At 39.3% G+C, this 26,768-nt stretch carries 25 protein-coding genes; 1 reads left to right on the top strand and 24 read right to left on the bottom strand.

Annotated elements, in window-relative coordinates; genetic code table 11:
• Positions 1-71: 71 nt before the first annotated feature.
• From ftsZ to COD92_RS24580, 24 genes are all read right to left on the bottom strand, one after another.
• Positions 72-1,205: a cell division protein FtsZ gene (ftsZ, locus tag COD92_RS24465; RefSeq protein ID WP_098527036.1), complete on the bottom strand. Its 1,134-nt coding sequence runs from the start codon at positions 1,203-1,205 to the stop codon at positions 72-74.
• A gap of 34 nt (positions 1,206-1,239) precedes the next feature.
• Positions 1,240-2,541, bottom strand: coding sequence for a cell division protein FtsA (gene ftsA, locus COD92_RS24470; protein WP_098996588.1), 1,302 nt, complete (start codon positions 2,539-2,541; stop codon positions 1,240-1,242).
• A gap of 123 nt (positions 2,542-2,664) precedes the next feature.
• On the bottom strand, positions 2,665-3,027 hold the full coding sequence (locus COD92_RS24475; protein ID WP_098527034.1) for a small basic family protein: 363 nt from the start codon (positions 3,025-3,027) through the stop codon (positions 2,665-2,667).
• A complete protein-coding gene (locus tag COD92_RS24480) occupies positions 3,027-3,758 on the bottom strand; it encodes a DUF881 domain-containing protein (RefSeq protein WP_098527043.1) in 732 nt (243 codons plus the stop codon). Before COD92_RS24480 ends, COD92_RS24475 begins: the two co-directional genes overlap by 1 nt.
• A 44-nt stretch (positions 3,759-3,802) precedes the next feature.
• Entirely contained in the window at positions 3,803-4,513 is a 711-nt protein-coding gene (locus tag COD92_RS24485) for a DUF881 domain-containing protein (RefSeq protein WP_255295296.1), read from the bottom strand.
• Positions 4,506-5,279: a cell division protein FtsQ/DivIB gene (locus COD92_RS24490; RefSeq protein WP_098527032.1), complete on the bottom strand. Its 774-nt coding sequence runs from the start codon at positions 5,277-5,279 to the stop codon at positions 4,506-4,508. Before COD92_RS24490 ends, COD92_RS24485 begins: the two co-directional genes overlap by 8 nt.
• A 251-nt stretch (positions 5,280-5,530) precedes the next feature.
• Positions 5,531-6,436 carry a UDP-N-acetylmuramate dehydrogenase gene (gene murB, locus COD92_RS24495; protein WP_098527031.1) on the bottom strand — a complete coding sequence of 302 codons (906 nt, stop codon included), beginning with the start codon at positions 6,434-6,436 and terminating at the stop codon, positions 5,531-5,533.
• Between the two features lie 60 nt (positions 6,437-6,496).
• Positions 6,497-7,600: an undecaprenyldiphospho-muramoylpentapeptide beta-N-acetylglucosaminyltransferase gene (murG, locus tag COD92_RS24500; RefSeq protein WP_098996589.1), complete on the bottom strand. Its 1,104-nt coding sequence runs from the start codon at positions 7,598-7,600 to the stop codon at positions 6,497-6,499.
• A gap of 205 nt (positions 7,601-7,805) precedes the next feature.
• Positions 7,806-8,906 (bottom strand): stage V sporulation protein E, encoded by a 1,101-nt coding sequence (gene spoVE / locus COD92_RS24505; protein WP_098527029.1) that lies wholly within the window; start codon positions 8,904-8,906, stop codon positions 7,806-7,808.
• Positions 8,907-9,025: 119 nt separating this feature from the next.
• On the bottom strand, positions 9,026-10,378 hold the full coding sequence (gene murD / locus COD92_RS24510; protein ID WP_098527028.1) for a UDP-N-acetylmuramoyl-L-alanine--D-glutamate ligase: 1,353 nt from the start codon (positions 10,376-10,378) through the stop codon (positions 9,026-9,028).
• Complete coding sequence (mraY, locus tag COD92_RS24515; protein WP_098527027.1) at positions 10,379-11,356, bottom strand: phospho-N-acetylmuramoyl-pentapeptide-transferase; 978 nt, start codon at positions 11,354-11,356, stop codon at positions 10,379-10,381.
• Position 11,357: 1 nt separating this feature from the next.
• Complete coding sequence (locus tag COD92_RS24520; RefSeq protein WP_098527026.1) at positions 11,358-11,801, bottom strand: hypothetical protein; 444 nt, start codon at positions 11,799-11,801, stop codon at positions 11,358-11,360.
• A 2-nt stretch (positions 11,802-11,803) separates the two neighbouring features.
• Positions 11,804-13,264, bottom strand: a complete 1,461-nt coding sequence (locus tag COD92_RS24525; protein WP_098527025.1) for a UDP-N-acetylmuramoyl-L-alanyl-D-glutamate--2,6-diaminopimelate ligase — start codon at positions 13,262-13,264, stop codon at positions 11,804-11,806.
• 191 nt (positions 13,265-13,455) lie between these two features.
• Positions 13,456-15,375 carry a stage V sporulation protein D gene (locus COD92_RS24530; RefSeq protein WP_098527024.1) on the bottom strand — a complete coding sequence of 640 codons (1,920 nt, stop codon included), beginning with the start codon at positions 15,373-15,375 and terminating at the stop codon, positions 13,456-13,458.
• A gap of 128 nt (positions 15,376-15,503) precedes the next feature.
• Positions 15,504-17,738, bottom strand: a complete 2,235-nt coding sequence (locus COD92_RS24535) for a penicillin-binding protein (protein ID WP_098996590.1) — start codon at positions 17,736-17,738, stop codon at positions 15,504-15,506.
• Positions 17,735-18,094, bottom strand: a complete 360-nt coding sequence (gene ftsL / locus COD92_RS24540) for a cell division protein FtsL (RefSeq protein ID WP_098527022.1) — start codon at positions 18,092-18,094, stop codon at positions 17,735-17,737. Before ftsL ends, COD92_RS24535 begins: the two co-directional genes overlap by 4 nt.
• 91 nt (positions 18,095-18,185) lie before the next feature.
• The gene (gene rsmH / locus COD92_RS24545) at positions 18,186-19,118 is read right to left on the bottom strand and encodes a 16S rRNA (cytosine(1402)-N(4))-methyltransferase RsmH (protein WP_098996591.1); all 933 of its coding nucleotides are present in this window, start codon (positions 19,116-19,118) and stop codon (positions 18,186-18,188) included.
• 64 nt (positions 19,119-19,182) lie between these two features.
• Positions 19,183-19,614 (bottom strand): division/cell wall cluster transcriptional repressor MraZ, encoded by a 432-nt coding sequence (mraZ, locus tag COD92_RS24550; protein WP_098527020.1) that lies wholly within the window; start codon positions 19,612-19,614, stop codon positions 19,183-19,185.
• Between the two features lie 157 nt (positions 19,615-19,771).
• Positions 19,772-21,406: a bacillithiol biosynthesis cysteine-adding enzyme BshC gene (bshC, locus tag COD92_RS24555; RefSeq protein WP_098527019.1), complete on the bottom strand. Its 1,635-nt coding sequence runs from the start codon at positions 21,404-21,406 to the stop codon at positions 19,772-19,774.
• An 86-nt stretch (positions 21,407-21,492) separates the two neighbouring features.
• A complete protein-coding gene (locus COD92_RS24560; RefSeq protein ID WP_098527018.1) occupies positions 21,493-21,888 on the bottom strand; it encodes a DUF3397 domain-containing protein in 396 nt (131 codons plus the stop codon).
• Positions 21,888-22,787: a 2-dehydropantoate 2-reductase gene (locus COD92_RS24565; RefSeq protein WP_098527017.1), complete on the bottom strand. Its 900-nt coding sequence runs from the start codon at positions 22,785-22,787 to the stop codon at positions 21,888-21,890. Before COD92_RS24565 ends, COD92_RS24560 begins: the two co-directional genes overlap by 1 nt.
• Positions 22,788-22,917: 130 nt before the next feature.
• On the bottom strand, positions 22,918-24,459 hold the full coding sequence (locus COD92_RS24570; RefSeq protein ID WP_098527016.1) for an acyl-CoA carboxylase subunit beta: 1,542 nt from the start codon (positions 24,457-24,459) through the stop codon (positions 22,918-22,920).
• Between the two features lie 26 nt (positions 24,460-24,485).
• Positions 24,486-24,698, bottom strand: coding sequence for an acetyl-CoA carboxylase biotin carboxyl carrier protein subunit (locus COD92_RS24575; RefSeq protein ID WP_098527015.1), 213 nt, complete (start codon positions 24,696-24,698; stop codon positions 24,486-24,488).
• Positions 24,699-24,711: 13 nt separating this feature from the next.
• Entirely contained in the window at positions 24,712-26,049 is a 1,338-nt protein-coding gene (locus COD92_RS24580; RefSeq protein WP_098527014.1) for an acetyl-CoA carboxylase biotin carboxylase subunit, read from the bottom strand.
• Between the two features lie 235 nt (positions 26,050-26,284).
• On the opposite strand from COD92_RS24580, the gene COD92_RS24585 reads away from it, so the two are divergent.
• The gene (locus COD92_RS24585) at positions 26,285-26,764 is read left to right on the top strand and encodes an N-acetyltransferase (protein ID WP_098527013.1); all 480 of its coding nucleotides are present in this window, start codon (positions 26,285-26,287) and stop codon (positions 26,762-26,764) included.
• Positions 26,765-26,768: the final 4 nt, after the last annotated feature.

Here is a 26,768-nt window from a genome sequence, read left to right on the forward strand (position 1 = left end):
GACAGCGCCTTTTTAATATTATTTAAATTTTTATCTTTGAACTTTTAATATAGTCGAGCTTCTGCACCTGGTTATCTTCTACGATTTCGGTTTCGTAGGAATGTTGGAATATCTAGTGCATCTTCTTGTGAAACATTCGTATTGCGGACTGGTTCTTGTGGAGCTTCTTCACGTTTGTGTTCCCTCTTAACAGGGTTTGCAGAAGACTTCACTTGTCCAAATGATGGACGTGTCACTTTCGGCTGAGTTACCTCTTCATTAAAGCCAGTTGCAATAACCGTAACAATAATTTCGTCTTTTAAGGTCTCATTGATAACTGAACCAAAGATCATATTGACTTCTTGGTCGGTTGCAGTTGCAACGATATCAGCAGCCTCTTGTACTTCGTAAAGGCTCAAATTAGATCCGCCTGTAATATTCATTAACACACCTTGAGCACCATCAATTGATGTCTCAAGTAAAGGTGAATTGATTGCCTTTTTAGCGGCTTCAGTAGCACGATTGTCACCGGCGGCAACCCCGATACCCATTAATGCAGACCCTTTATTGGACATAATTGTTTTTACATCGGCAAAGTCCAAGTTAATTAATCCTGGGGTAGCAATTAAATCAGAAATACCCTGAACACCTTGACGTAAGACATTATCAGCTTCGCGGAATGCCTCAAGCATTGGCGTACTTTTATCAACAATTTCAAGCAGTCGGTCGTTTGGAATAACAATGAGTGTATCAACCGCTTCTTTCATTGACCCAATACCGCCTGATGCCTGGTTCGAACGCTTTTTACCTTCAAAGGTAAATGGCCGTGTGACAACACCTACTGTTAAGGCGCCTAAATCGCGTGCGATTTGCGCAATAACCGGAGCAGCACCAGTACCGGTTCCTCCGCCCATTCCTGCCGTCACAAAGACCATATCGGCACCTCTAAGCGCCTCTTCAATCTGTTCTTTACTTTCTTCTGCAGCCTTTTTACCTACTTCAGGATTAGCACCAGCTCCAAGCCCGCGGGTCAGCTTAGCACCAATTTGCATTTTCACCTCAGCTTTTGAAAGATTTAATGCTTGTGCATCTGTATTCACGGCGATAAATTCGACGCCTTGAACTCCATGTTCAATCATTCGGTTTACTGCGTTATTGCCTCCGCCGCCAACTCCGATTACCTTTATTGTTGCAAGAGAATCTAAATTCGTATCAAATTCTAACATGACAAATCCTCCTAATTCGTCGATTCACTTTTCCTTATTCGAAAAAGTAACCAAGGAATTTTTTTACTTTTGATGACATTTTTTCTTCCGGATGTTTTTCTACTTTAGGTTTAGGCTGATGTTGTTTTGGTATTCTTTTTTCGATTGGCTCAGGAACCGTAACCACTTGGGTAGACCCTTTGGTTCCTCCAGGTAATCTAGCATTCTTGTAAGCGTACTTAATCAAGCCAACCGCTGTCGTATATAGAGGTTCTCTTACACCTATATAGTCAGGTGAGGCAATACGGACTGGATTTTGGAACATATCTTGGGCAAGTTCCAACATACCTTGCATTTTTGCAGTTCCACCTGTTAGGACGAAACCACCCGGTAAATCCGTTACTCCTAAGCGTTTCAATTCATGTGCGATCAGTTCAAAAATTTCTTCCATTCTAGCTTCGATAATTTCAGATAGATAGAGTTGGTTAAATTGCTGATGCTGGTCACTTCCGATAATTGGTACGCTGAAGAACTCATCTTCTGAGGCATTATCATAAAAGGCATGTCCATATTTTATCTTAATATTTTCAGCATCCTCTGTTGAGGTATGCAAAACTTTAGAAAGATCATTTGTAAGAAGATCACCGCCAACGGGAATCACACTGGTTGCTTTTAAGAATCCTTCTTCAAACACAGCAATCGTAGTGGATCCGCCACCGATATCGATCATGGCTACACCTAGATTTTTCTCATCCTTTGATAAGGCAAAATCTCCTGCTGCCAACGGCTGCAGGATAATATCTAAAATTTCTAGGCCTGCACGTTCCACACAGCGTAATGTGTTAATGATAATCGATTTTGAACCAGTAATAAGGGTTCCTTCCATTTCTAGGCGAACACCAATCATCCCGCGCGGATCATTGATTTCATCCTTACCATCGAGAATAAATTGTTTTCGAATGACACCAATATTTTCTCTTTCCGGTGATATAGAACCCACATGTGATGCTTCAATGACACGAATGACATCCTCATTCGTTATTTCCCGGTTTTGACTTGAAACCGCTACTATACCGTGACAATTATGGAGCATAATATCTCTTCCAGATATACCGACCACTACTTCGCGGATTTCCATTCCGATCATTCTTTCTGCCTGTTCAATTGCCCGCTTAATAGAATGAACGGTATCATCCATATCAACGATGGATCCTTTTCGTAAACCTTCTGATTTTACATTGCCAACACCAATTATATTTAACGTGTCTTTTCCAGAGTCATTGACCATTTCACCAATGATAACTTTTACACTGGATGTACCGATGTCAAGACTAACATATATTTCATTGCTGTTCATTCTATGGCACCTCCTTTTAATCTCCTTGGATAGAACAACAATTTCTTATTTTGTTCAGTACTAGTTTCATAGTCATATCTTATAAAATTATTCGTCACAACTACATATTTCCCTTTAAAAATTTCAACTTTTTTCTATTTTTTCTTTGTTTGTTGACCATTTTGTCAATAATATTCTACGTATGACGGCAATATTTTGAAACAATCTGACACCAAACGCAAAAACCGCTGCTAAATACAAGTCTACACCAAGATGAACACCGAGAAAAGCTAAACTTGCTGCAAGTACAATATTAAAAAAGAATCCTGATACAAACACCTTTTCATCATAAATGTTTTGCAAGTATGCCCTAATTCCTCCGAAAAGTGTGTCAAAAGCTGCCAGAATAGCAATCGACAAATAATTGGAATACTCCTCAGGAATTCGAATTTCAGTTAGTAATCCAAGGATGATTCCAATTATCAGTCCTATAAACGGAAGCCACATCAGGAACCTCCTCCCTCTTTAATCGGATCCATGTACTTAACCCGTATGGAGTTATCATAGGCAGGTATCGTAATGTCGGGATTTGATGCCGAAACGGATAGTCTTAAGCTTTCAGTGAAAAATTCATCCCTAGCTTTTGATACCTTCATCCGATTTGATAATTTTTCTGCAGTATTCATATCATCGACGCCTACTTTAATCTCAATTGGCAGTCCTCTTAGGGTATGTCCATCAATTTTTGTTTCTCCATTTATATCCCTGATAACCGTGGTATTAATAATCCTTTGACCATCTATTGCCACGTATTTAGCCTCATACATATTCAACTCATTTATTAACCTTTTTAATAGTTCCGGTGAAACAGAATCATTAACTGAAGTTCCCAGTTGAACATCCTCAATCACCGGCTCAATCAAAAGGGTTATCCCAGGACCGGTTATGTCGGTTAATCCCGCTTCAATTTTTAACTCTTGTAATGTATCCTTTAACGCTTGTTCCTTACTTTGTTTTCGCTTAGATTCATAGGCTGATAGTTTTTCTTCGTTAGAACGTATCTCACTTAATAAATTAGATTGAAATTCTTTTTCTTTTAGCAAAGCCTCACGAAGCTGCCAAATATCTCGTGTATCACGTTCCACTGGTTTTTTCACTGTTTGAAATTGAATGGCTATCATAAAGCCAACTAAAGTTGCTATTAAGGTAAGACTAAAATTTAATTTTGGCTTGTCCACTTTTTTCACCTGACCTTCTCCATTCTTTTCATTGTGGACATTATTTAGCTACCCAAAATTGGATTTAGGACCATTTCATCTTCCGTTTCCAGTGTGAAAACTACATTATCATTGACCAATTGGTCCTTAACTCCACCTGTAAGGTTTAGCGATGAAGACAGTACCTCTGGATCGCCTATCGCAGTGATGACAAATGGGGCAGGATATGGCACCCCATCCACGGTAATAACTGGCCCGTTACACACAATATAGGAGTGGCTCGTTAGCCTTTGACCGTTAATGGCTACAGCTGCTGCACCTGAGATATACAGTTCGTTCACTACTTTAAAAACATGCTGTTCATGAACAAGGTAATTGTTCACATTGTCTTCTTTTGGGTCATAGGCTCCATCAGACAGGGTCACCTTCACACCCTTCCCCTTTACCTTAACTTTTCCGAGGAACATTCGATATTTTTCGGCATCCTCCGCCAGATTCAGGAAAACTTGAGTCTCTTTCGAAAGATTTTTTTCATTTTTCAGGACTTTTTCCTGCGTTTGATTTAATTCTTTTTGCAGCTTACGATTGATTTCCTCTTGGGCAATTAATTGGTTTCTTAATCCTAAGGTTTTTTCGTATTGTGTGCCTGAAAGATTCCGTTTTTCATTTTGATGCTTAATTTGTGTAAGGTGAAATGAGAATGCAACCATAAACCCCAGAACTAAACAGACAAGGGATAGGATAAAATGCTTTCCTCTCACCTTTATCTTATTCACCGTCTTTTTCCTCCACTTCTGGTCCAAAAGCCTTAAAATACGAACCTACTTCTAAGTCGATTAATCCCTTTTTATTAGGATCTAACTGGCTAATGATTGAAGGGTAATGAACCATCTTTTCTGAAAAACTTCTAAGCGTTGCGCTAACTTCAAAGCCATCATTCATAAATAAGGAAATATGATAATGATCAGTTTTTTTCGGAGTATAATGTATTTCAGAAATGGAGTTTGTAATTTCAATCGGAAGTTTTTCTAATTCTTTAACCAGTAGGTTAAGAACTGAACCTTCCTTAAATTCGAAAAGAATCGGAGAATTAACTGGAATTATTTCCGTTTTTCTATCCTTTAAAATCTTACCATTTTCCATAATTGGCAGGTAGTGTTTACCGCTTTTTAAGTATGCTACTCTCTTATGCTCTTTCACTTGGATTTGAATAGAATTAGGCCACTGTATCTGAACATTCACCTTGTTAATTTCTGATAAATGATCTATTTTTGAAGCAATATTACTCTTTTTTATCTTCCAAATATTCGTGTCCTTAGTAATACCACTCGCCTTAATGATTTCAGCATCACCATATACTTCATTCCCAGTCACATTAATATGTTTTACATGACTTAATGGAGATTGAGAATAGGCCACTACAACTATCATTGTAAAAAACAAAATAAGCAGGAGCACAAGGCGTCTATTTGCCTTTTTTCGTCTTTGCTCCTTAAGTTTTGGAATACGATCTTCAAGAGCAACGATTTTATCATTTTCCATCCATAACTCTCCTCCAAAAGAAAAGCGTGAGCGCTATATGCGCGCTTAAGTTATAGTTTACAAAGTATGTATGAAACTTAAAAACTATAAGCAGTTGCCCCAAAGCTTGTCCATGTTACATATAAAGAGAAACAACGGCACGAAAATTCATGCCGTCACTGATTTTCTTGCTAGAATCTACGTATTATATTAACTGTAATTATAACACAATATTTGTCATTCGTAAGGAATTTCTTACAGGTAAAGTAAGGTTACCGCCCAATAATCTCTACCTCTGTCTCCATCTTAACTTGATAAAGATTAAAAATAGTGTCCTTTACATACTGTATTAAGGATAGAACATCCGCAGCTGTAGCATTTCCGGCGTTAACAATAAAATTTCCGTGCATTTCTGAAATTTTTGCCCCGCCAATGCTGTAACCCTTTAAACCTGCATCCTCAATTAATTTTCCGGCATAATTCGGAAGTGGGTTCCGGAATATACTACCTGCACAAGGGAAATTCCATGGTTGTGTTTCTTTCCGGTAATCCTTATTTTTTTGCATTTGGGCAACAATCGCTGTCCGATCACCTTGGGAAAGCTTAAAAACTGCTTCTATGACAATCCCTGGGCGTTTCTTTTGGAGAATGGATGTTCGATAAGAAAATTCCATTTCTTGGTTCGTCAGCCATTCCATTGATCCGTCATCAAATAGAATATGAGCTTTTGTTAAAATTTTGCTAATATCTGATCCATGTGCACCAGCATTCATGTATACAGCCCCGCCGACCGAACCAGGAATGCCGCTGGCGAATTCTAAGCCAGAAAGCCCTTTTTTACTGATGGAAGTAGCCAGACTAACAAGGGAATAACCGCCGCCGACAGTGATTTCAGTTTCGCTAATTTCGAGGTGATCTAAGCCCGAACTAAGCTTAATGACCACTCCTTCAATACCCTTATCTGAGACTAACAAATTGGATCCTCTGCCAATTGCCCGCCATTTCATACCGTTCTTTTCAATCACCGACATAACCTTTTTTAAATTATCGACTGATGAAGGTTCTATAAAAAGGTCTGCAGGACCGCCAATTTTAATTGTCGTATGATTTAACAAAGGTTCGTTTTGTTTCACTTTTCCAATATTAAGGTTTTGCAATTCTGATATAATTGCGTCCATCAATACCACCTAACTTTCCTAGATGCGTTTTTTTCAGTTTATGCATGAAAATAATTTGGGCTACTTTCGATTTGTTTTGACAAGTTGTTTCATTACGGCATACAGCCGCACGGCCGAATCTGGAACGCCCATTTTTTTGGCCTTTGCTTTCATATCCTTTAAATGCCCGCTATTTAATAGGATTTGATCGATGTGACTGACTAGACTTTTATTATTTAAATCCTTTTCTAATAGCAATTGGGCCGCACCATGGTCACTTAAAGACCTTGCATTTTTTTCTTGATGGTTATTCGTCACATACGGGCTTGGAACTAAGATACTTGGAATTCCTAACGAGGTTAATTCGGCAAGTGTGGTGGCTCCTGCTCTTGATACGACCAGATCAATCCCGGCCAGTACTTCTGGCATGTTATGAATAAATGGCTTAATCACCACATTTTTTGGATTACCTACTAGCTCTACTTCCTTTTGGACAGCTTCATAATGAGCATCACCCGTTATATAGAGGATCTGGTATGGTTTTTCAGCTAATTCTGCGAGTGCCTTTACAACTGCTTCATTAATCGGCCTTGCCCCTCGGCTTCCTCCGAAGATTAGCACAGCTGGTTTTGTGGCACTAAGGCCTGCTGAAAGCCTTCCTTTAATGCCATCCTTACCAAGGACCTCTGAAGCTCGAGGATTACCCGTAAAAACAACTTTTTCACTTGGAAAATATTCCTTTGCTTCTTCAAAACAAATTGCGATTTTATTAACATATCTGCTTAAGAATTTATTGGTTAAACCTGGTACACTATTTTGTTCGTGAATGATAGTTGGAATACCAAGTCCTTTTGCAGCATAAACGACAGGTCCGCATACATAGCCGCCTGTTCCAATAACAATATCAGGTTGAAACTCTTTTAGGATTCTCTTACTATCCTGAACACCTTTTAGAAATCTAATAATGGTCTTTACATTTTCAAAGGATAGCTTTCTTTTAAAACCGGTAATATGAATAGATTTAAAAGCAATATTTTCCCTTGGGACAAGCTTGCTTTCTAATCCATTTGTTGTTCCGATATATAAGAATTCTGCTTCTTTACTTTCTTTTTGAATTTCTCTAATGAGTGCGAGAGCGGGATATATATGTCCGCCAGTCCCTCCGCCACTTACTACTACTTTCATTTTCTCACCTCTAAAAAGTTGCTAAACACATTCTACTATAAAAACAATAAAAAATACGTTTGAAAAAGGAATTTTATTTAATTGTAATAAAGAAAAGCGTAAGCGCCCGTTTAGCGGCGTACATTAGCCGCTGGGAGCTGGAGCTAATTGACCAACTTATCCATTAAACATAAAAAGAACCCTGCCAAATGAACAGGGTATCAATTTAAAATCTTGAATATCGGCTTATATTAAGGAGAACACCAATTGCCATAAGCATTAACGTTAACGACGATCCCCCATAACTCAAGAATGGCAGTGTTATACCTGTAACCGGCATGAGCCCAGTAACAACACCAATATTAATCATTACTTGAATGGCCACCATCGCAATAATTCCAACTGCGAGGAAACTTCCATATAAATCAGGTGCACCAAGTGCAATTCGAATTCCCCGCCATAACAATAGGGCAAATAATAGCAATATGAACGAGCCGCCAATAAATCCTAGTTCTTCTGATAGAATCGCAAAAATAAAGTCGGTCTGCGGTTCCGGCAAGTAAAAAAACTTCTGCCGGCTCTCACCGAGTCCTAAGCCAAATAACCCGCCTGGACCGATGGCATAAAGGGATTGAATAATTTGAAATCCACTCCCCAATGGGTCCGACCATGGGTCAAGGAAAGAAGTAATCCGCTTAATCCGGTATGGTGCAGAAGCAATTAATCCGACAAACCCTGCTACACCAAGAAGGCCTAAAAAAGCAAAATGACTGATCCTAGCGCCTGCAATAAAGATCATAACAACACAAGTACCCATCATAACCGTTCCGGTCCCTAAGTCAGGCTGCAGCATAATCATGGCAAAGGCAATAAAGGCAAGACCAAGAGAAGGGATAAGACCCTTTTTAAAGGAGGTAATGACTTTTTGCCGTTCAGACAAATATTTTGCTAAGAATGCGATCATGGCAAGTTTCATAAATTCGGAAGGCTGTATGGAGAAGGCTCCTACCCCAATCCAGCTTCTTGACCCATTTCGAACATTCCCTATTCCTGGAATTAACACGAGTACTAATAACACAAAACAAACAAGTAGGATTGTTTTGGCATATGTCCGCCAAGTCCAGTAATTTACGTTCATAATAAAAAACATCGCAACGATTCCCACCCCGGCAAATAGGGTTTGCCTTTTTGCAAAGAAAAAGGAATCTTGGAATTTATATTCGGCCCAAATTGCACTAGCACTGTATACCATTATGAGCCCTATTGCCAGTAGTGTGAACGTTACAATCATTAAGATAAAGTCGGGAGTTGTTCTCTTTGTCGGCACCACTATCCACCTCAAACCACGTGTTTTAGGGCCGCTAAATCAAAAGTTATAAGCTTAACTTCGATAAGTGTCCTGCTAAAACGCCGATAGGCCCTTTTAGCTTTTCTTTGGACAAGCCCTTACTTAAGCTTATGCACCGCTTCGATAAAAATGTCTCCCCTGACTTCAAAACTTTTATATTGGTCCCAGCTTGCGCAAGCAGGTGATAAAAGGATGACGTCGCCAGGTACGGAATATCGATATGCTTCCGGCACTGCCTTTTCAACATTATCGACACGGCTGATCGTTTTTATTCCGGCGAGCTTCCCGACCCGCTCAAGTTTAGGGGCGGTTTGGCCAAATGTGATTAAAGTCTTAACATCTTTTAAGTATGGAATCAGCTCATCAAACTCATTACCGCGGTCAAGACCGCCCGCAAGCAAAATCGTTGGGGCGGTAAAGGCCGACAGAGCCTTAACCGTTGCTAAGATATTCGTAGCCTTCGAATCATTATAAACCTTTCTACCATTGACATCAGCCACATACTGCAAACGGTGCCTGACACCTGTAAAGGTTTTGAGGACCGTTTGGATAGCGCTGTTTTCTACTCCTGATAGTTTTGCGGCCGTCATGGCAGATAAGATGTTTTCAAGGTTATGTACCCCAGGCAGCACTATTTCGTTAATTTCCATTATCGGCTCACGATTAAAGAACAACCAGCCGTTTTTAATATAAGCACCCGCTGTCAGTTCCTTTTTAGTGGAGAAAGGGATGATAGTAGCGTTTGAATTCCGGGCAATCTCCATTGTTTCTTCTTGGTCAGCATTGATTACTAAATAGTCAAGCTCGGTCTGATTTTTCGTAATATTAGCTTTGGCTTGAATGTATTCCTTTCTGGTGCCGTGATAATCCAAGTGAGCATCATAAAGGTTTGTGATAATAGCAATCCTCGGAGTAAAGGTGTTAATCCCCATTAATTGAAACGAAGATAGTTCAATGACAATGGTATTATCCTTTGCAGCCTTCTGGGCAACCCCAGAAGCTACTGTACCGATATTACCAGCTATTAAGGGCTCCTTGTTCCCTTCCTTCATCATTTCATAAACAAGAGTAGTCGTTGTGGTTTTTCCATTAGTTCCTGTAATGCCGATAAAGGGAGCTTCGGAAATCTCATAAGCAAGCTCCACCTCTGTTATAACAGGAATCCCCTTTTCAATTGCCCCTTCAATCATGGGATTATGGTAAGGAATTCCAGGGTTTTTCACAATTAGTTCGAAACCTTCATCGAGAAGTTCAATTGGGTGATCACCACATATTACTTTTATCCCTTGTTCAAGTAATCCTTGAGCCTCAGGATTTTCTGATAATGGCTTTTTATCATTCACAGTAACAAACGCTCCAAGCTTATGTAACAAAGACGCTGCCGTTACACCACTTTTAGCTAAACCAAGTACAAGAATTTTTTTATAACGATAAGATTCGATCTGTTTCACTTACAACCACACCTCAATATAGATACCTAGTATCGCAAATATTAATCCAACACTCCAAAACGTTACAACAACCCGCCATTCCGACCAGCCCACTAGTTCGTAATGATGATGCAAGGGGCTCATTCGGAAAATCCGTTTACCAGTAGTCTTAAAGGAAGCTACCTGAAGAATTACTGATAAGGTTTCAATTACAAATACACCGCCAATGATGATAAGCAGGATCTCTAGTTTTGTTAAGATCGCAATCGCGGCAATTGCCCCGCCTAACGCCAATGATCCTGTATCGCCCATAAATACTTTAGCAGGATGGGCATTAAATACCAAGAAACCTAAAACTGCTCCCACAACGGCTACAGAGAACACGGCAATTTCAAATTGATTTTGATTCCAAGCGAGCACAGCAAACGCCCCAAAAGCAATCGCCGCGGTGCCTGACACCAAACCGTCAAGGCCATCTGTTAGATTGACGGCATTTGAGAAGCCGACAAGCCAGAAAATGATTAATAACACATAACCCCAGCCTAAATCAATGGAAAAATCACCAAACGGAAACTTGATTTCGGTAGACTGACCAGTATGCTTATAGATTAGATAAAAGATAACAGAAATAATAATTTGCCCTAATAGTTTCTGCCTTGATGTAAGTCCCAAGTTACGTTTTAAGACAACCTTAATAAAATCATCCAAAAACCCCAGCAGTCCAAATCCAAATGTGACAAACAAAAGTAAAAAAGCTGTTACTGGTGTATGATCTGCGTACTTCGCAATCATGACCAGTGTGGTTATGATGATGGAAAATAAAATCATGACTCCCCCCATTGTTGGGGTGCCTGATTTTTTTTGGTGCGATTTAGGACCTTCCTCGCGGATGCTTTGTCCAAATTTCAATCTTCGCAAGAAGGGAATAAAGATTGGAGAAAGTAAAACTGAGATCAAAAAGCCCATTATTATTGTGAAAAAAATAACTTGCTCCTCCATTTTATCCCCTCCTTTCATGATTATTCTGTGATGTTAGGTTTGCTAATAGTCCAGCAATATCATATGATTGTTTATTTTTATTAAGAAGTGTTTCGTTTGAAATTTTAAAGTTCGTTCTTTCCATATGCTTGTTCGTTTCTCCATCTAATTTTTCAATATAAAGTGTAATGATATCTTTCATGGCTTCCGCAAGATCGTTTGTTAAAAAAACAGGAAACTGGGTTGGTATGTAGTGCGGAAGTGTTTCATCTTTATCCCAAATGGCAGCAACAGCCCCGTTAGAAATCGCCTCTAAGAGCTCCCCTGACTCTTTGTTCGTAGGCACAAATAATCCTTTTGGCTGTTCCGCATCAGCTCGGTCGGACACTGTACTGAACAGAATTTCATCTTGGACTCCTCGTTTATCGTTAAACAAACTTCCCAAGTCTTTCAAAGCTAAAAACATAGCTATCTCCCCTTAATTGCTTCCCTTGCCACAAGTCTGTCATCAAAATCAAGAACTTCTTTGCCAATGATTTGATAGGTTTCATGCCCTTTACCGGCGATAAGGATGACATCTCCAGGTGACGCTTGGCTCACAGCTGTAAATATGGCCTTTCTCCGATCAGGAATGACTTGATAGTTCTCCCCTTGCACCCCTGCTTCCATATCTTTCAAAATGTCTACAGGGTCTTCGCTTCTAGGATTATCTGATGTCAAGATCGGATCCGTTGCAAACTTGCAGGCAATCTGCGCCATTATTGGCCGTTTTGTACGATCCCGGTCCCCGCCGCAGCCTACAATAACGAAAACCTTTTTCTCGGCAAAATGCTGGATCGTTTTTAAAACATTTTCTAAACTATCCGGGGTGTGCGCATAATCCACAATCACTGTAAAGTCTTGGCCTGCATTTACTAGTTCAAACCTTCCCGCAACCCCTTCGACACTTTCGATGGATTGAATAATTTGCTCTATTTCAAGTCCAGATACTAAAGCCGTTGTAATGCTGGCTAAAACATTGTAGACACTGAATTTGCCAATTAACTGCATTCGAATTGGATATGAAACACCCTTTATTTCAAGGTCAAAGACTGTCCCTTTCGGAGTCATCTGAATATTTTTGGCCTTGATATCTGCCTCTTGCTCAATTCCGTATGTAACAACATGAGCAGCTGTTGATCGGCTATACATTTCTGTAGCAGTATCATCCGCGTTTAAGACAGCGAATTTCGGCATATTTAAGTCAAAGGTATTGCCAAGCTGCGCAAATAATAAGCTTTTTGCCCGTTTATATTCCTCCATTGTCTGATGGTAGTCAAGATGGTCTTGTGTAAGGTTAGTAAAAACGGCCACATTATAATCACAGCCATGAACCCTCCCTAAATCAAGGGCATGGGATGAAACCTCCATAACTGCTGTATTAACACCAGCATCAACCATTTGTTTAAACGTTTTTTGAAGTGTCAAACTTTCTGGGGTGGTATTTTTAGTTTCAATCATTTTATCAGCGATTTTTGTGTACATCGTGCCAATTAGCCCCGTCTTCTCCCCAGCATCGGCAAATATTTTTTCAATTAAGTGACTCGTGGTTGTTTTTCCATTTGTGCCTGTTATTCCGATTAAGTGAAGGCTTTTGGTTGGCTGCCCATAAAAAGCATCAGCAAGTACGGCCATCGCCCTCGTGGTATCGTTAACAAGTAAAACCGGAACTTCTAAATCTAAAGGTCTTTCAGCAAGAATGGCTACTGCTCCATTTTTAACAGCAGATTCTGCGAAATCATGTCCATCCACGGTGTAACCTTTAATACAAATAAATAAGCTCCCTTTTTGCACCTTCCTATTGTCGTTCTCAATCGATGTAATTTCTGGATTTTCCCCTTTATAGGGAACGATTGCGTGCAGACTTTCAAGCAGCTTTTGTAGCTTCATTTTATCTCATATCCTCTCAATACCGAACATTACTAATTCCTAGCTTATTCCTAAAAGTAATTCCTTACGAAAGTTCCATCTTATTTTACATTAAAACATTTTATTTTACCATTTAGTAATGAATCCGTAATAAAATTTTTAGGCGGCGGAAAACATTCCGGCCGCCTCCTGTATGAACGCTATTGATTTAATTAGTCTCCCTTACCAAAGTAAAGTCTTACTTTTGAGCCTTCTTTTACTTTCGTCCCTGGTTCCGGAGATTGTCTTACCACCACATCCCCTTCTCCACTTCCATCAATCGATAGATTAATAAGCTGTTCCTGAAGTTCACTTTTTGACATGCCTACAAAATCCGGTAATTTAACTAACGGCACATCAGGCCATTTTATTTCTTTCTCTATTTGGTCTTTACGCGGTTGTACTCCCATTGCACTTAAGCTGTCTTTCATTATGGCACCTACGATTGGGGCACTGACTGTACCCCCAAAGGCGGTAACCCCTTTAGGATTATCAACAGCTACATAGATAACAATTTGCGGGTCATCTGCAGGCGCAAATCCCATAAAGGAAACGATAAAGTTATTTTCAAGATATCTTCCATTCTGAGCCTTTTGGGCCGTTCCTGTCTTACCTCCGACACGATATCCTTCAATGAAGGCTCTGCCCCCTGAACCCTTAGCCACAACGCTTTCTAAAGCATTTCGTATTTCTTTTGATGTTTCTTCCGTAATGACCCGTCTCTTTACTACTGGCGTATTTCTCATCACCACTTCTTTTGTAATCGGATCAACGAGCTCTTTTGCGATATATGGCTTGTAGAGAATCCCTCCATTGATGGCCGCAGATACGGCTGTAATCTGTTGGATTGGTGTTACAGATACCCCCTGTCCAAAAGCAGTTGTCGCTTGTTCAACCGGACCTACCCGGTTCAAATTAAATAATATTCCTGTTCCTTCACCTTGCAAATCAATACCGGTCTTTTGACCAAATCCAAAATCCTTAATATACTTAAACAGCTTATCCTTTCCTAACCGTTCTCCTAATTCTACAAACCCCGGGTTACAGGAGTTTTCGACAACCTCGAGGAAGGTTTGGTCACCATGGCCGCCCCTTTTCCAACACTTTAACCTTGCACCGGCCACTTGAACAGAACCTGAATCATGAAAATGCTCCTTCTCCAAGTTAACCTTTCCTTCATTCAAGGCAGCAGCAAGGGTAATGATTTTAAAAGTCGAACCTGGTTCATAGGTCGACCAGACTGGCAGGTTTCGATTATATACCTCTTGGGAAACATTTCGGAAATTGGCAGGGTCAAATGTCGGCCTGCTCGACATCGCCAATATTTCGCCGTTATTCGGATTCATCGCGATAGCTACGATACCATCTGGATTATATTTTGCCTGCGCGATATCCAGCTCTCGTTCAACAATTGTTTGGATTTTCGAATCAATCGTTAATTTTAGATCAAGTCCTTTAGTGGGCTGCTCATAATCATCTGCCATGTCATTCATTCTTTCCCCTTTGGCATTGGCATAGAATTTTACAGCCCCCCTTTCACCACTTAATTCTTTATCATAGTACTGCTCAAGGCCCATTAAACCTTGATTATCTACTCCAGTAAACCCAAGTACATGCGATAGATAACTTCCATTTGGATAATACCGTTTGGAATCTTCACCTACATAGACTCCTTCGAGACCTAGAGCCCTAATTTCTTTCGCTTTTTCATGGGAAATTTTTCGGCCTTCTTTTAACCGGACTGACGAAGCTCTTTTAGTAATTTCTCGGTAGGCTGATTCTTTAGACATATTTAATACCGATGCGAGCTTCTCTGCCGTGGTTGCCGGGTCTTTTATCTGCCGTGGGATAACATAGACAGTTGGTGCACTAATATTGGTTGCTAACGCCACCCCATTGCGATCGACAATTTTGCCCCGCTCCGGCTCAAAAGGGATGTTCCGGCTCCACGAACCTTTCGCTTTTTCGGTCAGCTTATCTCCAAGAACAAACTGGACGTATCCAAGACGAACATCAATAATTAAGAAGGTTAGGAATCCAACGAATAGTGCAATCATTAGCCGTTTTCGAACAGTAACATTAGAAACACGCATATAATGAATGATCCTCCTTTATTCCACTCTCACTTTCATTATCGTTCATTTATATGCTTGTACTTTTTTAAATAGAACGGGACAACCCTTGAGGGTAAAATAAAAATCCCGCTGTCAGCGGGATTTTATTAGTCTTGAACGGTTGGCTCTTCATCCGATTGTGCGTTATCATTTTGATTCTCATTATTTGTCGATTGCTCTTCCGGGCTTTTTAAATCAATATTGAGATAATCTCTGCTTTTTAATGGTTCATCCGGCTTAATATTTTGAAAAGTGACAAAACCCTGGCCCTTAGAATTTAATTTTAAATTGGCCATTTTTGCCACTTTCATGACATCCCGGAGCGACCATCCTGTCATATCTGGAGCCGTCATTTCTCCAGCTGTTTTCATAATAACCCTCTCACCTTCTAAAATGGTGGTCCCTGCCTTGGGCAGTTGTCCGGTTACTTTTTTACCGTCGCCTAATACTACAGGTTCATATCCATCTGCTTTTAAGCTTTTAACAGTATCCTCCACAGATTCTCCAACCAATTTAGGCAGTTTATTAATTTTGGCCACTTCTAGCTTGGATGGTTGGATATTTAAATAATTAAGACTATTTTTCATAACGGGATTAAAAATTTCAGAGACTGGAATGGCCCCTTGACCGGCTTCCGCACCTTTAAGTTTTGGCTGTTGAACAGCTACATAAACAATTAGTTTCGGGTCATCCTTTGGTGCCATCCCTAAGAAGGAAAAGACATAATTGTTTACACCCGATAAATATTTGCCATTAGTCCCCGGGATGTTAGCTGTACCTGTTTTACCCGCCACACTATAACCATCGATTTTGTAACGTACCCCCGTACCTTTAGGCGAAGTCACAACCGTTTCTAAAATATCACGGACCTCCTTAGCCGTATCAGCCGATATCGGTGTTGAAACGACTTGCGGTGAGGTTTCCTCAATGGTCTTTCCTGTATCATGATCAACAATTTTCTTTACAACATGAGGCTGTAACATTTTCCCATCATTTGCAATTGCGGTTGCTGCTTGAATTTGTTGAATGGCGGTGATCGCCGTACCTTGTCCATATGCAGTGGTGATTTTTTCAATTGGGTAGTGATATTGAATTTTCCCTGATGTCTCATTAGGAAGTTCAATTCCTGTAGGTTTATCAAAACCAAATTTGGTCAAATACTCCCTAAATTTCTCGAAGCCTAACTTTTCTTTGGCTATTTTAGCAAACGCTACATTGGACGAGCGTTGAACTCCTTCTAGATAGGTAATGGATCCCCAGCCTGAATAATTGTGGTCGTGAATAGTTTGACTTTTTTCTGTTACCCTATAAGAGCCAGATTGATACTTTTCATTTGGATTAAATACCCCTTCCTGAACAGCCGCTGCAAGAGTAAAGATCTTCATGGTGGACCCTGGCTCGTAGGATGTTTCGATGGCTTCATTATGCCAGCTATCAGTAATTCCTTCTTTGGTTTCCGGCTGGAAAGACGGACGCTGGCCCATTGCCAAAATATCCCCAGTTTTAGGATCAGCAACAATCGCAATAATTTTTTTCGGTTTATAATCCTTTACCACTTGATCCATCGCATCTTCTAGAAAGGTTTGAATCTTTTGATCAAGCGTTAGATAAACATCATTACCATTTTGTGCAGCGGATATTTTTTCTTTACCATCAGGCAGGATATACCCCCATAAATCACTCTCATAGCTAATACTGCCATTTTTCCCTGTCAGTTGATCATTTAACGTTTTTTCGATTCCCATTTTCCCGACAGATTTATAGGTTCCGTCCTTTTGCTCAGTTCGGTCCACATAGCCAACTACATGTGAAGCGAAAATTCCATTTGGATAGAAGCGTTTAGAATCACGAGAAAAGGTAATTCCAGGGAGTTTTAAACTTTCAATTTTTTTCTTTGTATCAAAATCGATATTTCTTCCTTCCTTACCAAACTCCACTTGGAATCGTTTGTTCTTTTTCCCATTTGATAAGATTTTATAAATCTCTGATTCATCTAATTTGATATATTTAGATAGTTCACTAGCAGTTTTGTTTAGATCCTGTACATGTTGAGGTTTTTTAGGATTCGTTGTCATCTTCTTATCTAAAATGGCAATGAGGGTGTAGGCTGCTGTATCCTCAGCCACTGCTACACCATTTCGATCGTAAATAATTCCTCTGTTAGCCTGTAAGGTTCCCTCGCGATTGTATTTTTGCTGGGCCTTGGCGGCAAGAGGTTGTCCATTTACTTCACCTGAAATTTCAATCGAAAAATACCTGCAAATCAATACAAAAAAGAGCAGGCCGAATATCCCAAACAATATCGCTGCTCCCACATTCATATATGGCTGTTTCTTATTCATTTCTTCTGCACGACCTTGACGTTATTTTCATCTTTTATTAAACCTAATTTTTTAGCCTTTGCAAATATACGGTCATAAGAGCTTAGCTCACTAACTTGAACCTTAAGATCCTCATTAACCTTTTCCTGTTCGTTTATTTTATCCTGAACAATTTGGAGGTCTTTGTTCGCTTCATATAGTTTTGATTGATTTGAAATAAGATGGATTGATCCAAAACAAACCATTCCCGCAAACACCACTCCAATTATTTTTTCCCCCGGAGTCAGCCAGGACTTTTTAATTTTTACTTCACGCTTAATTTGAACTTTTTGCTCGGTTTGTTGCTGCTCTAATACTTTCCTGGCAAGATTACTCAAATACTTCCCCTCCAGATTCTATTTAATAGTAGCTCCTCTTATTCGATTAAGGTAAAGCCAAGAGCACACAAAAACGTGCACTCTAGAGACTTTATAATTTTTCAGCAATCCGAAGCTTCGCAGACCGTGCCCGGTTGTTTTGCTCCAGTTCTGCTTCAGATGGAAGAATGGGTTTACGCGAAACTAGCTTTAAAATTGGTTTATACTCATCTGGAATGATGGGTAAACCCTTCGGTAATGAAGGTGTCTCACTTGCCTTTTTAAAGGCTGCCTTACAAATTCGATCCTCAAGGGAATGGAAGGTAATCACACTTATTCTGCCCTCAGGATTGAGTATGTCTATGGCTTGATTTAGAGACTGTTCAAATACAGCCAGTTCATCATTTACAGCGATTCTGACTGCTTGAAAGACTCGCTTAGCAGGGTGTCCACCCTTTCTTCTTGCCGGTGCTGGGATGGCTTCCTTAATTAACTCAACCAGTTCCCCGGTCGTCTCAATCGGCTTAACCGCTCTCGCGCTCTCAATTTTTCGAGCTATTTGCTTTGAAAATTTCTCCTCACCATAACGAAAAAAGATACGGACGAGATCTTCATATGCCCAGTGATTAATGACGTCGAATGCGGATATATCAGCATCGTTATCCATTCTCATGTCTAACGGGGCATCATGATGGTAACTAAACCCACGCTCAGGTGTATCCAGCTGCGGCGATGATACTCCCAAATCATATAAAATTCCATCTACCTTATAGACCCCGAGTTTTTCAAGCTCTTCTTTTAAATATAAAAAATTACTTTTAATGATGACTAATTGCTCACCATATTCGGCTAATTTCACTTTCGCATTAGCAATGGCGGTTTCATCCTGGTCAAATGCATAGAGTTTTCCACCCGCACCAAGTCTTGAAAGAATAAGAGCGCTATGACCTGCCCCTCCTAATGTACAATCAACATAGATGCCATCTGACTTAATGTCCAATCCGTCAACAGCTTCATTTAATAACACAGTTGTATGTTCAAACATTTACGTACCTTCCTTTTCCAATCGAACGATATTAATGAGAAATATATTAATATAACTTTTCCCATTATATATCAAAGCCAATCATATTTTCTGCTATTTCAGCAAAAGATTCCTCAGATTGTGAGAAATAATCCTCCCAAATCTGCTTGCTCCAAATTTCAATTCGATTGGAAACACCTAAAATAACACATTCTTTCTCTAATTTAGCATACTGCAATAGTGGTGTTGGGATATTAATTCTTCCTTGTTTATCCAGTTCGCTTTCTGTTGCTCCGGAAAAGAAGAATCTAGTAAAAGCACGGGCATCTTTTTTAGTCAGCGGCAGACCTTTTAATTTTTCTTCTATCAGGGCCCACTCAGATACTGGGTAACCAAACAAACATTGATCCAATCCTCGCGTGATAATAAACATGTCGCCAAGTTCTTCACGGAATTTGGAGGGCACAATTAAACGGCCTTTACTATCAATGCTGTGATGGTACTCACCCATGAACATACCCGATACCCCCACTTTCTATAAAAAATGTACCACATTCCCCCACTTTCCTCCACCTATTTTTTAACTATTCGCCCCACTTTCTAAAAAATCCTTTTTTAGCAGTGATTTTTTAGAAAAAAAAAGAAAAACTCCACTGCTAAAGGTGGAGTTTTATCTATAGTTTTATTACTTTATGCCTGCCATCAAATTCATAGCTGCCAGTCATAATATCATTTATAAAGTTTTGACCATATTGGTTTAAATAATAAAAGATATTCCAAATCCGCTCTTGCGGGGAACCATCTGGACGCAAGGCAAGATCAACACGTGCATATTTTTTTAAAACGATATCGTGTTGTAACTTAACGGTTTCTTCAAGTTTCGATTTCATAAAACCAATTTCTTTTAATAAATAATTTTCATTTTTCTTAAGCATTGGTAAAAGCCCGCGATCTAGCTGTTCTGTTTTTACTTTAATTAAATTGTACTGTTCCAGCAGAAGATTAATGGTATTAGTAAATAACTGTTCGAGCTCCTGGTCTTTTATAGCTTCTAAAAATCTTCCTTTATCCTGCTTTGTACCATTACTTAACACTTCGGCTAAATCTAAGTTCAATTCAGAAAGATCAGTTTCTACCGAACGATCTAAGAAGGTTATATTTAATCGCGGTACAATTGGCGGCATTTTTATATCAAACTGCTCAAAGACAAGTTTTAGCTCCGCCCAATAAGCAATTTCCCCAGGTCCTGCAATAAAGGCTATCGTTGGGAAAAGCCATTCTTGCATTAAGGGACGTGTTACCACATTATTGCTTAAAACAGCCGGATTTTCATTGGCTATTGAAATTAATTCCTCTTTTGAAAAAGAAATCGCTCCACTTTTACCCACAAAGCAATCGTTTTCACGTTCAAACTCCAATAATAGTCTTTCATTTAATCGCTGATCATAATAGAAGAGATTGGCTGCATTCTCTGATGTATCGATTATCTTTGGAAAACCCTTCTTTTCTATTTGTTTTTGCTGCTCTAATAAAGAATGGGTAATCCTGTCGTGATGTTCAATCTGCTGTTTAAAAAATTCCTTTTGTAACTGACGGAATTCTTTGTTACCAGAGTCAACGATGAGAAGCCCATAATCCTTAAACAGTTCCATAATAAGGTTCGCAAAAAAATCAACAAAGGTGGTCGACTTTGCTATTTGCTCTTCAGCTAACGCTAACAGTCCGTTGGTATATTCGGTTTCACCAAAATTCTTTATTAAATTCTGAACCCAAGAGTGACAAATACCTTTATCCAGTACAATATCAGATACCATTTTCTTTTGATGCACCTTTTCAGGATATACCCATTTATCTACACTCTGCTTATTCTGGACAAATACATGATTGACTTCTTGGAAATCATGGTCTTCTCCTGCAATCCAAAAAACAGGGATAACCGGAACACCAAGCTGCCTTTCTTTTTGTTCTGCCAGCTTTATAATAGAAATGACCTTATGTATGGAATAAAGTGGTCCTGTAAGGATCCCTGCTTGTTGACCACCAATTACGACAAGACTATCAGCTAGTTTAAGTTTATCAATTGATTTCTTTACAGCTTCTGAAGTGGGAAAACTCTCCATAAAGCTCTCAATATGCCGAGCAACCTCGATGCGGGGAAACGGTCTATTGTTTAACTCAGCTATTCTTTTCATATCTTCTTGAGAGTCATTATACCGATAATGAAAAAAAGGCTGTACCTCAACAGATTGTTCCAAATAATTCGATGCAAACCGATTAGTTGCCGGCAAAGAGAGATTTAAAATCTCCATTCGTGTACTTCCTTTCTGTTACCGTGATTCATTCTTAGAAGAGTATACCATTATCCACCCCATATAAAGAAAACTTTTGCTCTAATTTAGGATGAAAAACTAAAGGTGATGGCTCGAGACACTAAACCATAAAAGGTAAGGACAAAATAGGTGAAAAAAAATAATATAAAATTAAAACGCCAAAACCCTTTCCATACTCGTTTAACGATAATTTCCTCCTTAACCTTCCAGTGAACGAAAACAAACACCATCGCAATCACAAGCATTACTAGTATTATTAACCAAAAAAACGATTTATCCCAAAGAGTGACAATTAAAAAATGAACAGAAACAATATAAAAAATAGTTGTATAATCAAGAGCCATATGGAGCGCTTTTTTTGTAGTTTTTAAGGTTAGCTTTATTACGGTAAAGACTAGAATTGTCCCTATTATCGGGATCGCAAAGAAAACAGTTAGAACAGACGAAAAAATTGTGCTCATTATATGACCACTCCTTGACTCTCTATTCCTTTAATTAGATAATAAATTGTTTCTAGTTGAGGAAATTTCTTTCCTTGTTTGTTGGCTTCTTCTAGTAAATACCCTAAAATGGCATCTACCTCTGTCAGCCGTTTAGCCTCAATATCTTTTAACATGGAAGAACGATTATCTCGTGTTTTTTTACAAATCATAATCACATGCTCCCAGTATTCTTCCGGGTGCTCCAGGTTTAAAATGGAAGTAATTTCACTAAAGAGATTTTGTAAGACTTTATAATAAAATGGATTATCAATTAGTGCCCCATTATTCACTTGAAGTATCGCTGTTAATGGATTGATCATAGCGTTTGCAATTAACTTTTTTTCCATCATGGCAAAATACTCTTCTTGATAGGTGATTGGAAACACATTGGAAACTTCTGAGGCAAACATCTTTAGGAACCCTGGGTCACCTTTATAGACAGCAACGTTAGTGGTCCCTATACCGTTGTGCCTCACCGTGTATGGATTCTTTTTAAGTGCTCCATGCTCTACAGAACCGACAAACAAATTGTTCGTATTAATATCGTCTAACAGTTTTAAATGTCCCATCCCATTTTGTAAAAATAGTATGTTTTCTGGCATTGATGGTAACTGAGATAACCTCTCAATAATTGAAAATAGCTGGTATTGCTTTACAGCGATAATAGTTAAAGCCTCTGATCCCTGCCAGTCCGCTATTGGTAACGCTTTAACTTTCGCAATAGTCTCTTCTGTCCCGCTCTGCAATAAGACATTATGTTGATTAATTTCAGCTGCTTGTTCCTGTGACCTTGTATAAACAGTTACGTCAAAAAGACGGCTAAGGTAAGCAGCAAATAACAACCCAATCGATCCCGCACCAATAATACCAACCCTCATGGAAGTGTACCCCTCTTTTTTTAAAAAATAGCAATGTGATTGATATGCTTGCTAATATTTTATCAGATGATGCCATTTGTTAGTAGATACAAAAAAACCTTTTCGAGCATAAGTCGAAAAGGTTCAATCATTATACTGGATAGACAGGATGCTTTCTGACACTAAAGGTAACCTCTTTAGTTTCATAGTAAGCAAATCGCTGAATTAGAACATCTCTTAGTTCGGAAGGAGCAACGATTTCATCCACTATTAACTCTGAAGCTAACTTATATATGTCAATATGCTCTTTATACTCTTTATGCTTTTCTTGTACAAAAGCAATTTTTTCTTTTGGATCGGCGATTTCATTGATTTTATTAGAGTAGACGGCATTTACGGCTGCTTCAGGACCCATAACCGCGATTTGGGCAGTCGGCAGGGCAATACAGCAGTCAGGTTCAAAGGCGGGACCTGCCATTGCATAAAGTCCTGCACCATAAGCCTTTCTAACAATAACGGAAATCTTTGGTACAGTGGCCGAACTCATTGCCGCAATTAATTTGGCGCCATGGCGGATAATCCCCGCCCGTTCCACTTTTGTGCCAATCATAAAGCCCGGGACATCTGCTAAAAACAATAAGGGAATATGGAAAGCATCGCAAAGCTGAATGAATTTTGCAGCTTTATCTGCTGAATCAACAAATAACACGCCGCCTTTAACCTTCGGCTGATTAGCGATAATGCCCACCGCTCTCCCATCGATTCGAGCTAATCCGGTGATAATCTCTGGTGCGAATAGCTTCTTAATTTCATAAAAACTCCCATTGTCAACTAATCGTTCTATACATTCCACCATGTCAAACGGCGCATTTTGGTTTTCCGGAATAATCGCTTCTAATTCTCGGCCTTCTTTTGCTTGGACACCAGCAGTCCGTTTAGGCACTTCTTTGAAGCTTGAAGGAAAAAAGCTGATATATTTTTTGGCTGATTCAATGGCTTCTTCCTCACTATAAGCGAGCACATCCCCACAACCCGAAATTGTACAATGCATCCGGGCCCCGCCCATTTCCTCCAGCGTTACTTTTTCCCCAATGACCTTTTCAGCCATCCTTGGGGAGCCTAAATACATTGATGCATTTTGGTCGACCATAATGACAATGTCACAAAATGCCGGGATGTAAGCCCCTCCAGCGGCAGAGGGGCCAAATAAAATACATACCTGTGGAATCATACCAGATAGCTTTACTTGATTATAAAAGATTTTTCCTGCGCCGCGTCGATTTGGAAACATCTCTACTTGGTCTGTAATTCTCGCCCCAGCTGAATCAACTAAATAAAATAACGGCACTTTTAATTTTTCTGCTGTTTCTTGAATTCGGATTATTTTCTCAACCGTGCGCGCTCCCCACGAACCTGCTTTAATCGTTGAGTCATTCGCCATCACACACACTGTCTGGCCATTAATTTTACCAATAGCTGTTACAACACCATCAGCAGGAAGGTCAACGGCTTTAAAGTTAGCAAATTTTCCGTCCTCTTCATACTTACCATCATCAAATAATAACGATAATCGTTCACGCACAAATAGTTTATTTTGTTCCTTAGCCTTTTCATGATACTTAGGCTGGCCGCCGGCTTCGATTATTCTACGATTGTCGTTTAATTGATCAACTAACGTATTTATGGTTGCCATCGTAATCCCCCGTTTTCTAAAAAATGCTATTCTAGGACCAGCAATACATCTCCTTCATTTACAAAATCCCCAATGCTCACCTTTACTTCCCGGACAACTCCCTCTGTTCCGCTCTCGATAGGGATTTCCATTTTCATTGATTCTAACATGACTACTTCCTGACCTGGATTTACTTGGGCCCCAGCTGAAACAAAAACATTTAGGATAGTACCTGCCATTGATGCTGTAATTTCTTTCATATGAATTCTCCCCTTATTTCACATCATTTTTATTTAAAAAATTGGTTGAATAGTCTCCCGTTTGGAATGAGTCAGTTTCTAAAATATTTAAAAATAGTGGCACATTTGTTTTTATGCCCTCGATGTTTACATCTTTAAAGAAGCGTTTGGCTGATGTTATTGCTGTATGTCGTGATGAACCGTAAAAAATGCATTTGGCAATCAACGGGTCATAAAAAGGAGTTACAGTCCCGCCTTCAACATAGCCGTAATCAATCCTGGCCCCTTCTTCCATATTCCATTTAAGAGTGGTAATTTTTCCTGGTGAAGGTAAAAAGCGGACAGGATCTTCCGCATACAGTCGAAACTCAATAGCATTACCTTTCGAACTAATTTCAGACTGATGTAAAGGCAGCTTTTCTCCGCGGGCAACAAGGATTTGCCACTTTACCAAATCAAGCCCCGTAATCATTTCGGTTACCGGGTGCTCTACCTGCAGGCGTGTGTTCATTTCAAGGAAATAAAAGTTCTCTTGTCGATCAACAATAAATTCAATCGTTCCCGCGTTTGTATACTGGACAGCACGTGCCGCTTTAATCGCTGTTTCAAACATTTTCTGCCGTACGTTATCAGATAAAAATGGTGATGGTGATTCTTCAACAACCTTTTGGTGTCGTCTTTGTATGGAACAATCCCTTTCAAACAAGTGGACAATATTGCCAAAGTGGTCTCCAAAAACCTGAACTTCAATATGTCTGCTATCTGGAATATATTTTTCGATAAATACTTCATCAGAACCAAAATAAGTCAACGCCCTTTTCTTTGTGGATTCATATGACTTAACGAGCGCTTGCTCATTCTCACAAAGAATCATGCCGATTCCACCCCCGCCCCCACTTGCCTTAAGCATAATTGGGTAACCAATGGTTTTCGCTAACCTGAATGCTTCCTCAATGGTCTTTAATCCATTGCTGCTTCCCGGTACAACTGGGACGCCAGCCTTCTCCATTGTTTGGCGTGCAGCAATTTTATCCCCCATCAATTCAATTGTTTTAGGCTCAGGCCCAATAAAAATGATTCCAGCATTTCTGGTCTGTTCAGCAAAAGCAGCATTTTCCGATAAAAATCCGTATCCAGGGTGAATCGCATCCACCTTTTCGCCCTTTGCGATTTCCAAGATCTTGTCAATTCTTAAATAAGATTTGCTGACATGAGGTTCCCCCACACATATCGCCTTAGTTGCTGCTTTTACAAAAGGCATTTCCTTATCGGCCTCGGAATAAATAGCAATGGTTTCAATCCCCATCATTTGACAAGTATTAATAATCCTAAGGGCAATTTCTCCTCGATTGGCAATTAAAATTTTTTGCACTTTTCTTCCCCTTTCATACCCCTTTTAGCGCCTTCTTTAAGTTTTTCTACATCATTAAAGAAATTTCCTGCAAATTTTGTAACCGCTTTCGAAACTTATGTGAAGAATTTTTTGGCTATTTGTACTATAATGATAGTAACTGATTTTGAATAATGCAAATATTATTTCTCTTCATGTTATTCAAGAGCATATAGATATATACAAGAACAAGAAATCTACATTTAGGAGGCAAACCATGGTGTACAAAGTGGAAAAACTAAAAATAAATTTTAAAACACTGGAAGAGTTTAAAAAATTTAAAGAATACGGACTTCAGGAATTATCTATGCTTGAAGATTTAGAAGCCAATATGATAGATAATAATAGTGAATCACCTTTTTACGGAGTCTATTTCGGGGACAAATTAGTAGCAAGAATGAGCTTATACCAGATTGATGCTAAATTTGACCGTTATTTCTTTCCACCACAAAATTATCTAGAGTTGTGGAAGCTTGAAGTTTTACCTGACTATCAAGGAAAAGGATTTGGTAAAGCACTAGTTGATTTTGCTAAAAGCTTCGGTGTGCCTATTAAGACAAATCCAAGAGTACAATCTAGCGGTTTTTTTGAAAAATTAGGGTTTGCCAATGTAGAGTATGAAATGGAACGTGACCGCGGCGAAAATCCTCTTGTTTGGTATCCAGAGGGCGTAGAGGCGCAGAATCATCAAAAATAAATAT

The organism is Bacillus sp. AFS037270, assembly GCF_002585305.1.